Below are 12,709 nucleotides of genomic sequence, written 5' to 3'. Positions count from 1 at the left end.
GGAGCTGAGAGACATGCAGAGAGAAACCGTATTCGACCTGATCGGCGTCGGCTTCGGGCCGTCGAATCTGGCGCTGGCCGTCCGTCTTGCCGAGCGCGGCGGTGCGCGTCCGTTCGCACATTGCTTCATCGAGCGCCAGCCTGAATTCGGCTGGCATCGCGGGATGCTGCTCGACGACTGCCGGATGCAGATCTCGTTTCTGAAGGATCTCGTCACGATGCGCGATCCGACGAGCCGCTATACGTTCATCAACTACCTGTTCGAACGGGGCCGGTTGAACGAATTCGTGAATCTGAAGAACTTCTATCCGACCCGCGTCGAATTCCACGACTACCTGAGCTGGGTCGCCGAAGCGTTCGACGAGCACGTTCACTACAGCGAGACCGTCACGGCGATCGAGCCCGTGCGCGGCGACGGTGCGCGCATCGACGCGCTGCGCGTGCTGTCGCGCGATGCCGCCGGCCACGAACGCCGGCGCGTGACGCGCGCGCTGTCGGTCGGCGTCGGCGGCACGCCGGCGGTGCCGGACGCGTTCGCCGCGCTCGGCCGCGACCGCGTGATTCATTCGTCATCCTATTTGACCGACATCGACCGGCTGGTGGCAGCACCGGACGGCGAGCGCCGGCGAGTCGCGGTGATCGGCGCAGGGCAGAGCGCGGCCGAGGTGTTCATCGACCTCGCGCGCCGCTTCCCGCACGTCGACGCGAGCCTCGTGATGCGCGCCGGTGCGTTGAAGCCGGCCGACGACAGCCCGTTCGTCAACGAGATCTTCAGCCCGGCGTTCACCGACGTCGTCTACGCGCAGCCGCAGCACGCGCGCCGCGCGCTGCTCGAGCGCTATCGCGACACCAACTACGCGGTGGTCGACCGGCCGCTGATCGAGCAGATCTACGAAATGCTGTACCTGCAACGCATCGACGGCACGCTCCGTCATGCGCTGCTCGCGAACAGCGCGATCGAAGCCGCGGTGCGTGCTGCCGACGGCCGCATCGAGCTGACACTGCGCGACCGGATGAACGGCGCGACGCGCGTCGAACGCTTCGACGCGCTCGTGCTCGCGACCGGCTACCGGCGCGATACGCATTCGGCGCTGCTCGAAGGGCTCGCACCGTACCTCGGAGACGCGCTCACGCGCGGCGATGTCACGCGCGACTACCTGCTCGCGACGCCAGAGCATTTCGCGCCGCGCATCTACCTGCAAGGCTGCTGCGAAGACAGCCACGGTTTGTCCGACACGCTGCTGTCGGTCCTCGCACGCCGCGCGGACGAAATCTGCGCGTCGCTCGAAGACGGGATCGCGCCCGACCATGACGACGGCGCGGCCCGGGCAGCACACGAACAACGACATCAAGACGGGGCGAGCGCGGGCCGGATGGCTTTCGCTCTTTGACGAAGGCGCGGTCGGAGACCGCATGAAAAACTGGAGTAGAGAAACATGGAGTGGGCAACAGGCACGCGTTTGCGTGCGATCGCAGCCGCGGCGAGCGTGGCGTTCGGGACGGCCGCCGCGGGGCACGCATTCGCACAGACGGCGCCGACCGTGAACGCAGGCGCTTCGGCGTCGGTGAGCAGTGCGCAGAACGGCACGGCGTCGAATGCGGCGGCCGGTGCATCGGATGCCGCGGGTGCATCGAGCAGCGCAGCGAACGGCGCGGCGACCGGCACGCTGCCGGCGATCAACGTCAACGCGGGCGCGGAGGGCGACGGCACGGTCGGGCTCGTCGCGAAGCGCAGCCGCACCGGCACCAAGACCGATACGTCGATCAACGAAATTCCGCAGACGATCAACGTCGTCACCGCGCAGCAGATCGAGATGACGGGCGCGACCGACGTGAATGCGGCGCTGCGCTACGTGCCGGGCTTCTCGTCGTACGGCTCGGACAACCGCTCCGACTGGTACGCGGCGCTGCGCGGCTTCACGCCGACCGCGTACGTGAACGGCCTGCAGGTGCCGAACACGCTGAACCTGTCGAGCTGGCGCGTCGATCCGTACATGATCGACAGCATCACCGTGCTGCGCGGGCCGACGTCGGTGCTGTACGGCGCCGGCGATCCGGGCGCGATCATCGACGTGCAGACCAAGACGGCCGACGGCGAGCGCGTGCGCGAAGCCGGCGTGCAGATCGGCAACTATGCGCGCAAGCAGTTCATGCTCGATGTCGGCGACACGCTCGACGCGGATGGCAAGTACGCGTACCGGTTCGTCGGTGTCGCGCGCGACGGCAACGCGCTCACCGGCCCGAACAACGACCAGCGCGTCGCGCTCGCACCGTCGTTCCGCTGGCGCCCGGACGCCGATACGTCGCTGACGCTGTCCGCGACGTACCTGCAGGACTGGGGCGACATCTCGTCGAACTTCCTGCCGGCCGAGGGCACGGTGCAGCCGAACCGGAACGGACAGCTCAGCAAGGACGTCTACGGTGGCGACCCGGATTTCAACTACTACCGCAAGAAGCAGTGGTCGCTCGGCTACCAGTTCGAGCGGAACCTGAACTCGATGTGGACGTTCCGCCAGAACGTGCGCTGGATGCACCTGTCGCTCGACAACGGCTCGGTGTTCGGCGCGGGCTTCGCGGACGACAGCCTGACCGACATCAACCGCTGGGCCGGCGTGTTCCAGACGAACTACAGCCGCTTCGACATCGACAACAACCTGCAGGGCCGCTTCGGCACGGGGCCGCTCGAGCACACCCTGCTGCTCGGCTTCCAGTACAACCGGCAGACCGCGACCGACAGCGAATGGCTGGCCGCCGCGCCGACGCTGAACATCTACAACCCGGTTTACACGCCGGTCACGCTGTCCGTGTTCTCGCCGCCGAACACCACGTACCGCACCAACACGTACACGACGATGAACACGTTCGGGCTGTACGTGCAGGATCAGGTCAAGTGGAACCGCTGGACGCTGACGCTCGGCGGCCGCGAGGACTGGGTCAATCAGCGGATGGACGACCGCGAGGGCGGCACGCAGTCGAAGGCCGACGTGACGGCGTTCACCGGCCGCGTCGGCCTCACGTACCAGGGCGACTACGGGCTGTCGCCGTACATCAGCTACGCGACGTCGTTCAATCCGCTGATCGGCGTGAACCTGTACGGTGGCGGCCTGCCGCAGCCGACCCGCGGCAAGCAGATCGAGGCCGGCCTGCGCTGGCAGCCGCCCGGCAAGAACATGATGCTGAGCGCGGCGATCTACCAGATCAACCAGACCAACGTGCTCACGCCGACGCCGACGAGTCTCGATCCGGCCGGTACGACCTCGATCCAGACCGGCGAAGTGCGCTCGCGCGGGATCGAGTTGAACGCAACCGGCAAGCTCACGCGGAACCTGTCGCTGATCGCGTCCTACGTGTACCAGGACGTGAAGAACGTGAAGGCCAACGACGCATCGCTGAACAACTGGCCGGTCGACATTCCGCGGCCGCGCCAGATGGCGTCGCTGTGGGCCGACTGGACCTGGCACACCGGGCCGCTCACCGGCTTCGGCCTCGGTGGCGGCGTGCGCTACCAGAGTGCGTCGGCCGGTGCGGCGGACAACTCGCTGACCGTGTCGAGCTACACGCTGTTCGACGCGGGCGTGCACTACGACACGCGTCACTGGCGCTTTGCCGTGAACGGGACGAACCTGTTCAACCGCCACTACATCAGCGGTTGCCAGTCGACGAGCGTCTGCGTTTTCGGCACCGACCGCACGGTGATCGCCACCGCGAAATACAACTGGTGACGCCGCGCGCCGCGGCGTGCCGGCCGGCCTTCGGGCCGGTTCGCGCGGGCCGCGGCGCCGTCGTCCGCTTTTCCACGACGCCTCCATGCCGAAGAAAAATCTCGTCTATATCCAGTCGCTGCGCAACGGCGCGGCCGATCGCGCCGGGCAGCCGGTCGCTTACCAGGGCGGCACGCGCTACATGAAGGCGCCGCTCGAATTCCTCGTCGAGCGCCTGAACGATTCGCCGCTCGGCGAGCGCTATACGCTGCAGGGCGTGATCGTCGACGACGACGAAGGCTCGCCGGCCGACCGCGCGAAGGTCGCCGACTACGGGTTCGCGCGCACGCCGGGCCGCCCGTGGATCCTGCCGGAAGGGCTGACGGTGCAGGGCCGGCTCGTCGACGAACTGTTCTGCACGATTGCGTCGACGTATCGCCGGCTGCCGCGCGATGCGCGCGAGCGCGTGACGGGCAAGCAGGCGTTCGAGCGCCGGCTGCTCGAGCGCCTGCTCGAACTCGACGCGGACGTGGTCGTGCTCGACGGGCTGCTCGTGATCCTCGACGAGCTGGTGCGGCCCGGTGCGCGCTTTCACCGGCGCATCGCGAACATTCATCCCGGCATCACGGCCGACGATTCGCCGTACCAGCGGCGCGGTGCATGGGCGACGCTCGATGCGCTGCACGGTGCGCGCGGCGAGCGGATCGACTGGGCGAGCGGCGCGAGTGCGCGCGTCGAACCCGTGACGATGACGGGCGCATCGTTCCACTACGTCGACAACGGCATCGACTCCGGCGAAGTGATCTGCGACGTGCTCGACACGCCGATCGCGCCGGACGACACGATTCTCGAACTGCGCTGGAACAACTTCCAGCGCAGCCTGTTTCCGGCGCTCGAGCGGGGGCTGCACATCCTCGCCGACCGCCACGACGCGGGAGCACTGTGATGGAACACACGCTGACGAAACCGGCCGGCGCGGCCGATGCCGTCGAAGGTGAAGTGGCCGCGGCGCTCGACGGCGCCGCGTACGCGCGCACGCTGGCTCGGGTGACGCCTGCCGCCGAGCGCACGCTCGATGCATGGCGGCCCGACGATCCGCCGGCCGCGCTGCTCGCGGAATTCGTCGCGCTGTTCAACACCGACACGCGGCACGACGCGGCGACGGTGTCGGTGCCGCTCGGCGGCGCCGATCCGGCGGCCGTCGCGTCGTACGTCGATCGCGCGGTGCGCGAGGGCGTGATCGACGGCGCGCGGATCGAAGGCGGCCGGTTGCGCCTGAATGCATCGCGCGCGACGTTCTGGCAGCACCCGCAGCCGTGGCTGACGGCGCCCGCATCGAGCGGGATGCCGCTGCGCTACGCGATCACGAACGGCCATCGGCATCCGGTGCGGCCGCCGTCGCCGGCCGGCGAGATCTATGCGCGCTACATGCCGCAGGTCGGGATGACGTTCAGCCTGCGCACCGTCGACGTCGACACGCATGCGCAGCTTTTCAGCGACTGGATGAACCTCGATCGCGTCGCGCATTTCTGGGATCAGCGCGGCACGCGCGACGAGCATGCCGCGTATCTCGCGGAGCGGCTCGCCGATCCGCACATGCATCCGATGATCGGCTATTTCGACGACACGCCGTTCGGCTATTTCGAGTTCTACTGGGCGAAGGAGGATCGCCTCGCGCCGTTCTACGATGCGCACGACTACGATCGCGGGCTGCACCTGCTGATCGGCGACTCGCGGTTCCAGAGCGCCGGCAAGCTGCATGCGTGGTGGAGCGGGGTGCTGCACTACATGTTCGTCGACGAACCGCGTACGCAGCGGCTCGTCGGCGAACCGCGCGTCGATCACGTGCGGCATATCGCGTACATGCACCGGCTCGGGTTCTACACGCTGAAGGAATTCGATTTCCCGCACAAGCGCGCGGCGCTGACCGTGATGGAGCGCGAAACGTTTTTCGACACTTTCCGGTTGCCGTGATCGGACGGGGGCGCGACGTCGCAGGCGACCAGCCGCGCGACCTGCCGCGGTGGGCATCGGCCGTTCGGGATATGGATCAGCCGGGCTGCATGAGGAAGAATGGGCTTCCCTCTCATCAGCCACAGGTCGTGACGATATGGCCAGCACACTCGCCACAGCGTGGGACGCGCCGCCCGATCCGCGTTCCCCGGCATTGACATATGCCAACATATGCCTAGAATGGGCGCATCGAACGCCAGTGGAGTGGCTCATGCGCATCGTTTCCATTTTCAAGAACGCCCGTAACCAGGCAATCCGCATCCCGAAAGACATGGAATTCGAGGGTGTGACCGAGCTCGAGATCCGCCGCGAGGGCGATACGCTGCTGTTGCGTCCGGTACGGCCGACGTGGCTGTCGTTCGCGAGCGAACCGCTGGCCGATTCCGACTTCCTCGTCGAGCGCCCGGCCGTCGTCGAAACCGGCCGTTTCGACCTGTCCGGCGCTGATGACGGTGCATCGACGGAGGGCCAGTGACGACGCTCTATATGCTCGATACGAACATCTGCTCGTTCATCATGCGCGAGCGGTCGCCCGCGGTGTTGTCCCGGCTGCAGTCGTGCGTCAATGCGCAGCACCGGATCGTCGTGTCGGCGATCACCTATGCCGAAATGCGATTCGGCGCTGTGGGCAAGAAGGCGTCGCCCAAGCATGCGGAACTCGTGACGGCCTTTATCGCACGGCTGGACGGCGTGCTGTCGTGGGATACGGCCGCCGTCGATGCAACGACCGCGATTCGGGCCGACCTCGCGGCCCGTGGCACGCCGATCGGCGCCAACGATGCGTCGATCGCCGGCCATGCCATTGCCGCCGGCGCGGTGCTCGTGACGAATAACTGTCGGGAATTCGGTCGCGTCGCGGGGTTGTCCGTCGAAGACTGGGCAGCTTGAGCCGGCGGGCGGCAGCGTCGTGATCCTGCCGGGTCGCGTCGCGTCACACGTCGCGCGCGGGCGGACCGGCAAGGAAGGCGCCACGGAACGCGTCGAGATACCGGTCCGCGTCGTCGTTGAATTCACCCGGCAACTGTGCGAACGCACGCGCGAGCAGATCCTGCCCGAGCATCGCGTAAATCGCTTCATCGGATAACAGCGCGTGAATGGCGTCGTGCGTATGCGGCAACGCGATCCGCTTCGCATCGCGCGCCAGCAATGCCGCCGCCGCCAGCTCCGGCTGGAAGCCATGCAGTTCCACCAGATCGGGTGCAACGTCCCAGATGCGCTCGCGATTGCCCGCGTCGTGAAAATGCGTGAGCAGGAACAGCAGGTCGTACGCGTCGCTGTTCTGGCGCGCGCGCCGGTCCTTCCACGCAAGCAGCTTCAACAGCACGAGCGCCGGCAGGCTGGCCACCGGCACCACGACGCCCGCGCCGACCGACACGGGCAGTGCCGTATCGACCGCCTCCTGGAAGCCCAGCACGTTCAGCACGAATTCGCCGCCGGGCGGCCACGCGATTTCTCCGGGCGGTGTTTCGAGCGGCCCGAACGGCACGAGGTCGAGCTCCGTGCGAAACCCTCGCGTGCCGCTGTCGAACAGCAGCTTTTGCTGATGCTTCGGCGCATGCGCGAATTGCCCGGTCGCGACGAGCGCGTCGACGAGCTGCGCGTGAAACGGCCAGCTCACCGCGCACACGGCGACGTCGACATCCCGCGTCGCGCGCACCGGCCGGATGCCGTGGACGTGCCACATCAGGATGTCGCGCGCGGTCGCGCCGGCGATGACGAACGCCGCGTCGAGCCGGGTGCAGGCCGCGCCGACCGCCTGCAGCAATGCGAGCGCCGCCGGCTCGAGCGGCCGGCGCGGGTCGACTTCAAGCGGGCGGGTGGGCAAGGTATCGGTCATGGATCTGCTCGGCGGCGGCAAGATTGCGGCTGTCTCCGGACGAGACGAGATCCGCGTAGATCAGGAGCGGCGGCACGAGCGGCACATCGTGGTCGCGCCAGTCGAATGCCGGCGACGGCGGCCAGAACGCTTCGAGCAGCTCGACGTCGCCACGCTCGTCCGGACGCAGGCGCGCGTCGAGCAGCAGGCGGTTCGACACGGTGCCGTGCGTATAGACCGTGATCGCCGCCGGTTTCAGGTCGTGCGTCAGCAGATCGGCTGCCGGTTCGCCGCCGAGCCGCGCATCGAACGCCGCGAAATCGAAGTCGCGCCACCAGTCTGGCGAGAGCGCAGCAAACCGCCGGCCCGGCAGTTTCGCGCGCAGCCGGCTCGGATACAGCGCGACCCATTCCTGCACGAAGCGCGGCCAGTCGGGAATCAGGCGCTCGCCGTTGCGCCGCTGCGCGACGAGGCCGCGCGCAATCAGATCGTCCATCGCGAGATTGACCGTGCCGAGCGCGACGCCCGACTCGGCGGCGATCGCGCGATACGGCTGCGCGACGAGACCCGGCCGCGTCGCGAGCGCGAACATCACGGCGAGCCCCTTGGGCGTCGTCGCGCGCGACGCCTGGCGGCGCGGCGTGCGCGCAGGTTTCGGCCGGCCGGCGATCATCACGGTGGCCTCCGGCTGGATCAGGCCTGCATTGCCGGCGGTATCGAGAAACGGGATGTCGTGCTCGGCCAGGCGGGCGGCCAGTTCGGCAGAAAAATAAGGCGCGACCAGCATCAGCGGCCGTTCGCCGGGCGCGGGCGTGCCGCCGCGGCGACGCAACGCCGCGAGCGCGCCCTGCAGCGATTCGACGCCGACGCTCACGGCCGCCGGCATCTCGAAGGTCTGCCCGGCGATGTCGAAGCGGATCATTGCGTCGGCGCGCGCCTGGTACGCCGCCGGCACGCGCACGGGCCGCGCATCGAAGCGCCGCGTCACGCGCGCGAACGCGGCGCAGGCGTCGTCGAGCACCTGCTGTTCCGATATCGGGAGGAGGGCGTTCGCGGGCATCACGGAGGGTCGCTTGTTCACTGTTTTGCCAGCGTACACAAAAAATGTACATCCGTCAAAAAATGAACAAACGCCATCAACCCTTTGATGCAAAGGAACTTTTACGGAATGTTGAAAGGCAACCAACGATAGCCTCCGCGTGAAAATCGAACTTGAACACGCAGTGTCGTGCGTGCCGATCGCATGCGGCACCCGTCCGGATGGACAGTGCGTGGGGTGGCCGCGCGCTTCGTCCCGCGCCCCGGTAATCGCCCGGCAACCAGGAGTTGCTGCCACGACGACTTTCTGTCTGTCCGGTTGTCGCTCGACGGACTATCCTTGCCTGCACATTCCCCACTGGACACCAGGAGACGACACCGTGACGCACAGCGTGATTCCCGCAGGCCTCGCCGACGAAATGATCGAGATCCGGCACCGCATCCATGCCCACCCCGAGCTGGGTTTCGAGGAATTCGCGACGAGCGACCTCGTCGCCGAGCAGTTGCAGGGGTGGGGCTATACGGTGCATCGCGGGCTCGGCGGCACGGGTGTCGTCGCGCAGCTGAAGGTCGGCAACGGCACGCAGCGCCTCGGCCTGCGCGCCGACATGGACGCGCTGCCGATCCACGAATCGACCGGCCTGCCGTACCAGAGCACGATCGCCGGCAAGATGCACGCGTGCGGCCACGACGGTCACACGGCGATGCTGCTGGCGGCCGCGAAGCACCTGGCGCGCGAGCGCCGCTTCTCCGGCACGCTGAACCTGATTTTCCAGCCGGCCGAGGAAGGGCTCGGCGGCGCGAAGAAAATGCTCGACGACGGGCTGTTCGAGCTGTTCCCGTGCGATGCGATCTTCGCGATGCACAACATGCCGGGCTTCCCGACGGGCAAGCTGGGCTTCCTGCCGGGGCCGTTCATGGCGTCGTCGGATACCGTGATCGTCGACGTGCAGGGGCGCGGCGGTCACGGCGCGGTGCCGCACAAGGCGATCGACCCCGTCGTCGTGTGCGCGCAGATCGTCGTCGCGCTGCAGACGATCGTGTCGCGCAACGTGTCGCCGCTCGACATGGCAATCGTCACGGTCGGCGCGATTCACGCGGGCGACGCGCCGAACGTGATTCCCGATCGCGCGCAGATGCGCCTGTCCGTGCGCGCGCTGAAGCCTGACGTGCGCGACCTGCTCGAAACGCGCATCAAGGAAGTCATTCACGCGCAGGCGGCCGTGTTCGGCGCGACCGCGACGATCGACTACCAGCGGCGCTACCCGGTACTCGTCAATGATGCGGAGATGACCGCGTTCGCGCGCGGTGTCGCGCGCGAGTGGGTCGGCGACGCGAACCTGATCGACGAAATGGTGCCGCTCACCGGCAGCGAGGATTTCGCGTTCCTGCTCGAGAAACGGCCGGGCTGCTACCTGATCATCGGCAACGGCGACGGGGAGGGCGGCTGCATGGTGCATAACCCAGGCTACGACTTCAACGACGCGGCATTGCCGACCGGTGCGTCGTATTGGGTCAGGCTGGCCGAGACGTTCCTGGTGTGACGGAGGATGCGAGACATGCGGATCGGGCCGACCATCGGCCCGACTTCGCAGGGGCCGAATGCGAAATGCATCAAAAATCGGTACATGATGACCGCATCGAAAGGAGGTGACTCATGTCGCGAAACACGTCCGTTTCCCTCGGCGATCACTTTGCCGAATTTGTCGATGCCCAGCGATCGGGGCGATATGGTTCCGCAAGTGACGTCGTGCGAGCCGGGTTGCGGCTCCTCGAATCACACGAAACGGAAATGCGTGCGCTGCAGGAAGCATTGAAGGCAGGTGAAGCGTCCGGGGCGCCCAAGCCCTTCGACAGCGAGGCTTCCTCGCCCGCATGCGGGCAACGCATGGCGGTAAAAGGCAGACAACTTCGGCTGACCCCTCTAGAACGCTTCCCCGCTGAACAACGCCACCACCGCCTCCGGATTCGACGGCCAGTACATGTGCATGTACGTCGCGACGATCGCGCCCGCGCGATAAACGGCTTCGCCGCTGCCGGCCTCGCCATCGGGCCGGGCGGCGGTCGCGGTCGGCACCAGCGGCGTATCCAGCCGCGAATAATGAAACGTATGACCGCGCAGCGGCCCGGTGCGCGTGTCGAGCTGCTGCATCCCGAGCGCCGCGAACCGGCGCTGCATCGTCGCGTGGCCTGACAGCAGGCCGAGCATCGGCGTCGTGACGCCATCCACGCAGGTCAGCGACTCGCACAGATACACCATCCCTCCGCATTCCGCGACGATCGGCCGGCCGGCCGCCGCGTGCGCGCGAATCGTGCGCGCGGTCACGGCGTTCGCCGCCAGCGTCGCCACATGCAGTTCCGGATACCCGCCCGGCAGGAACAGCGCATCGCAGTTATCCGGCACGGATTCGTCGGCCAGCGGCGAGAAGAACCGCAACTGCGCGCCGAGCGTGTCGAGCAGCGCAAGATTGGCCGGATAGATGAACGAGAACGCCGCATCGCGCGCGATCGCGATCCGCTTGCCGGCGAGCGCGCGCGGCAGCGGGGCGGCAACGTCCGGTTCCGCGAACGTGACGGCAGGCGGCAACGCGGCGAGCGCGGTTTGCGCGAGCACGTCGGCCGCGCGCTCGAGCCGGGCGTCGAGATCGTTGACATCGGACGGCTGGTGCAGCCCGAGATGCCGTTCCGGCAGCGCGATGCCCGCATCGGCCGGCACGTGCCCGAGCCAGCGCAAGTCGTCGGGCAGCGCCTGCCGCAGCAGTTCCGCGTGTCGCGGCGACCCGACGCGGTTCGCCAGCACGCCGTGAAACGGCACCTCGGGCCGGAACCGCGCGAGCCCGAACGCGATCGCCGCGAACGTCTGCGCCATCGCCTTCGCCGAAATCACCGCGACGACCGGCACGCCGAACGCGGTCGCGAGATCGGCGCTGCTCGGCGTGCCGTCGAACAGCCCCATCACGCCTTCGATCAGGATCAGGTCCGCATCGCGCGCGGCCTCGGCGAGCAGCGCACGGCAGCCGGCTTCCCCGACCATCCCGAGATCGAGCGCATGCACGGGTGCGCCGCTCGCGCGTTCGAGCAGCATCGGATCGAGAAAATCGGGCCCGGTCTTGAACACGCGCACGCGCCGGCCGAGCCGCCGGTGCAGCCGGGCGAGGCCGGCCGTCACCGACGTCTTGCCTTGGCCCGATGCGGGCGCGCTGACGAACAGCGCGGGGCAGGCCGGCATGCTCAGAACTCCACGCCGCGCTGCGCCTTCACGCCTTGCTCCTTGTACGGATGCTTGACGAGCCGCATTTCGGTGACGAGGTCGGCCGCGTCGATCAGCGCATCGGGCGCATGCCGCCCGGTGACGACCACGTGCACCGAATCCGGTCGAGCCGTGAGCGTCGCGAGCACTTCGTCGAGCGGCAGGTATTCGTACTTGAGCACGGTGTTCAGCTCGTCGAGGATCACCATCCGGTAGTCACCGCTTTCGATCATCCGGCGTGCCTCGTCCCAGCCCTTGCGCGCGGTGGCGATGTCGGCGTCGCGGTTCTGCGTGTTCCACGTATAGCCGTCGCCCATCGTCACGAAATCGCACTCTGCGACCGCGCCGAGGAAATCGCGCTCGGACGTATGCAGCGCGCCCTTGATGAACTGCACGACGCCGAGCCGCATGCCGTGGCCGAGCACGCGCACGGCCATGCCGAACGCGGCCGTGCTCTTGCCCTTGCCGTTGCCGGTGTTGACGATCAGCAGCCCCTTTTCCTGCGTGGCGGCGGCCTGCTTCTTCTCGTGGCCGGCGCGGCGGCGTTCGGTCATCCGTTGATGGGATTCGGCATCGGTCTTCATCGGGAATCGTCCTGTCGAAAGCGAAACAATGGGTTCAGAGCGGGCCGGCGAGCGCAACCGTCACGCCGCCCAGAATGGATTTGGGGCCGAGCAGCCGGCCCCGCGGCGCCGCGAGCTGCGCACACGGTTCGGCCACGCCGGCGACGCCGAAACGCGCGAGCGCGGCCGCCGACGGGGCGCTCGGCGCAGGTTCGGCACCATTCGCGACCTGCGCCGCGTCGAACGCGACGAGCGGCCAGCCGCGCCGCGCGCACAGCGTGCGCAGCGCACGCGCGCGCGCCTTGTCGGCGAGGGTCGCGACGACGGCC

General features: G+C 68.0%; 12 protein-coding genes and 1 pseudogene. 8 read left to right on the top strand and 5 right to left on the bottom strand.

What is annotated here, in order from left to right; genetic code table 11:
* Positions 1-13 precede the first annotated feature (13 nt).
* The 6 genes from O1Q03_RS27560 to O1Q03_RS27535 all read left to right on the top strand — a co-directional run bounded on the left by O1Q03_RS27560 (position 14) and on the right by O1Q03_RS27535 (position 6,601).
* Positions 14-1,390 carry a lysine N(6)-hydroxylase/L-ornithine N(5)-oxygenase family protein gene (locus O1Q03_RS27560; protein WP_269507207.1) on the top strand — a complete coding sequence of 459 codons (1,377 nt, stop codon included), beginning with the start codon at positions 14-16 and terminating at the stop codon, positions 1,388-1,390.
* A 45-nt stretch (positions 1,391-1,435) separates the two neighbouring features.
* A complete protein-coding gene (locus O1Q03_RS27555) occupies positions 1,436-3,721 on the top strand; it encodes a TonB-dependent siderophore receptor (protein ID WP_269507206.1) in 2,286 nt (761 codons plus the stop codon).
* A gap of 85 nt (positions 3,722-3,806) precedes the next feature.
* Positions 3,807-4,646 carry a formyltransferase family protein gene (locus O1Q03_RS27550; RefSeq protein ID WP_269507204.1) on the top strand — a complete coding sequence of 280 codons (840 nt, stop codon included), beginning with the start codon at positions 3,807-3,809 and terminating at the stop codon, positions 4,644-4,646.
* A complete protein-coding gene (locus O1Q03_RS27545; RefSeq protein ID WP_269507203.1) occupies positions 4,646-5,674 on the top strand; it encodes a GNAT family N-acetyltransferase in 1,029 nt (342 codons plus the stop codon). The genes O1Q03_RS27550 and O1Q03_RS27545 overlap by 1 nt, the downstream gene beginning before the upstream one ends.
* A 250-nt stretch (positions 5,675-5,924) precedes the next feature.
* Positions 5,925-6,188 (top strand): type II toxin-antitoxin system VapB family antitoxin, encoded by a 264-nt coding sequence (gene vapB, locus O1Q03_RS27540; protein ID WP_269507247.1) that lies wholly within the window; start codon positions 5,925-5,927, stop codon positions 6,186-6,188.
* Positions 6,185-6,601, top strand: a complete 417-nt coding sequence (locus O1Q03_RS27535) for a PIN domain-containing protein (RefSeq protein ID WP_269507202.1) — start codon at positions 6,185-6,187, stop codon at positions 6,599-6,601. Before vapB ends, O1Q03_RS27535 begins: the two co-directional genes overlap by 4 nt.
* 43 nt (positions 6,602-6,644) lie before the next feature.
* On the opposite strand, the gene O1Q03_RS27530 is transcribed toward O1Q03_RS27535, so the two are convergent.
* Both O1Q03_RS27530 and O1Q03_RS27525 read right to left on the bottom strand, forming a co-directional pair.
* Positions 6,645-7,550, bottom strand: coding sequence for a nucleotidyl transferase AbiEii/AbiGii toxin family protein (locus O1Q03_RS27530; RefSeq protein WP_269507201.1), 906 nt, complete (start codon positions 7,548-7,550; stop codon positions 6,645-6,647).
* Positions 7,519-8,589 carry a type IV toxin-antitoxin system AbiEi family antitoxin gene (locus O1Q03_RS27525; protein WP_269507245.1) on the bottom strand — a complete coding sequence of 357 codons (1,071 nt, stop codon included), beginning with the start codon at positions 8,587-8,589 and terminating at the stop codon, positions 7,519-7,521. The genes O1Q03_RS27530 and O1Q03_RS27525 overlap by 32 nt, the downstream gene beginning before the upstream one ends.
* A 358-nt stretch (positions 8,590-8,947) precedes the next feature.
* Between O1Q03_RS27525 and O1Q03_RS27520 the strand changes: the two genes are divergently transcribed.
* Together O1Q03_RS27520 and O1Q03_RS27515 are read left to right on the top strand one after the other, a co-directional pair.
* On the top strand, positions 8,948-10,111 hold the full coding sequence (locus O1Q03_RS27520) for a M20 aminoacylase family protein (protein WP_269507200.1): 1,164 nt from the start codon (positions 8,948-8,950) through the stop codon (positions 10,109-10,111).
* A 113-nt stretch (positions 10,112-10,224) separates the two neighbouring features.
* Positions 10,225-10,511: pseudogene (locus O1Q03_RS27515) on the top strand (type II toxin-antitoxin system ParD family antitoxin).
* Here the strand turns inward: O1Q03_RS27515 and O1Q03_RS27510 are convergent.
* The 3 genes from O1Q03_RS27510 to O1Q03_RS27500 form a co-directional block, all read right to left on the bottom strand.
* Entirely contained in the window at positions 10,492-11,796 is a 1,305-nt protein-coding gene (locus O1Q03_RS27510; protein WP_269507199.1) for a cobyrinate a,c-diamide synthase, read from the bottom strand. The pseudogene O1Q03_RS27515 and the gene O1Q03_RS27510 sit on opposite strands and share 20 nt — an antisense overlap.
* A 2-nt stretch (positions 11,797-11,798) precedes the next feature.
* Positions 11,799-12,401 (bottom strand): cob(I)yrinic acid a,c-diamide adenosyltransferase, encoded by a 603-nt coding sequence (gene cobO, locus O1Q03_RS27505; RefSeq protein ID WP_269507198.1) that lies wholly within the window; start codon positions 12,399-12,401, stop codon positions 11,799-11,801.
* A 34-nt stretch (positions 12,402-12,435) separates the two neighbouring features.
* The coding region (locus tag O1Q03_RS27500) for a cobalamin biosynthesis protein (protein WP_269507197.1) at positions 12,436-12,709 on the bottom strand (274 nt) is incomplete at its 5' end.

This window comes from Burkholderia sp. IMCC1007 (assembly GCF_027257875.1).
In the GTDB taxonomy this organism is placed as follows: Bacteria; Pseudomonadota; Gammaproteobacteria; order Burkholderiales; family Burkholderiaceae; genus Burkholderia.
Note: the sequence above shows the minus strand (reverse complement) of the source record. Positions and strands in the feature narration are given on the sequence as shown.

Coding starts and splice junctions, on each gene's coding strand:
- O1Q03_RS27555 (WP_269507206.1), top strand. CDS start 1,436: ATGGAGTGGGCAACAGGCACGCGTTTGCGTGCGATCGCAGCCGCGGCG.
- vapB (WP_269507247.1), top strand. CDS start 5,925: ATGCGCATCGTTTCCATTTTCAAGAACGCCCGTAACCAGGCAATCCGC.
- O1Q03_RS27525 (WP_269507245.1), bottom strand. CDS start 8,589: ATGCCCGCGAACGCCCTCCTCCCGATATCGGAACAGCAGGTGCTCGAC.
- O1Q03_RS27530 (WP_269507201.1), bottom strand. CDS start 7,550: ATGACCGATACCTTGCCCACCCGCCCGCTTGAAGTCGACCCGCGCCGG.
- O1Q03_RS27510 (WP_269507199.1), bottom strand. CDS start 11,796: ATGCCGGCCTGCCCCGCGCTGTTCGTCAGCGCGCCCGCATCGGGCCAA.
- cobO (WP_269507198.1), bottom strand. CDS start 12,401: ATGAAGACCGATGCCGAATCCCATCAACGGATGACCGAACGCCGCCGC.
- O1Q03_RS27550 (WP_269507204.1), top strand. CDS start 3,807: ATGCCGAAGAAAAATCTCGTCTATATCCAGTCGCTGCGCAACGGCGCG.
- O1Q03_RS27545 (WP_269507203.1), top strand. CDS start 4,646: ATGGAACACACGCTGACGAAACCGGCCGGCGCGGCCGATGCCGTCGAA.
- O1Q03_RS27560 (WP_269507207.1), top strand. CDS start 14: ATGCAGAGAGAAACCGTATTCGACCTGATCGGCGTCGGCTTCGGGCCG.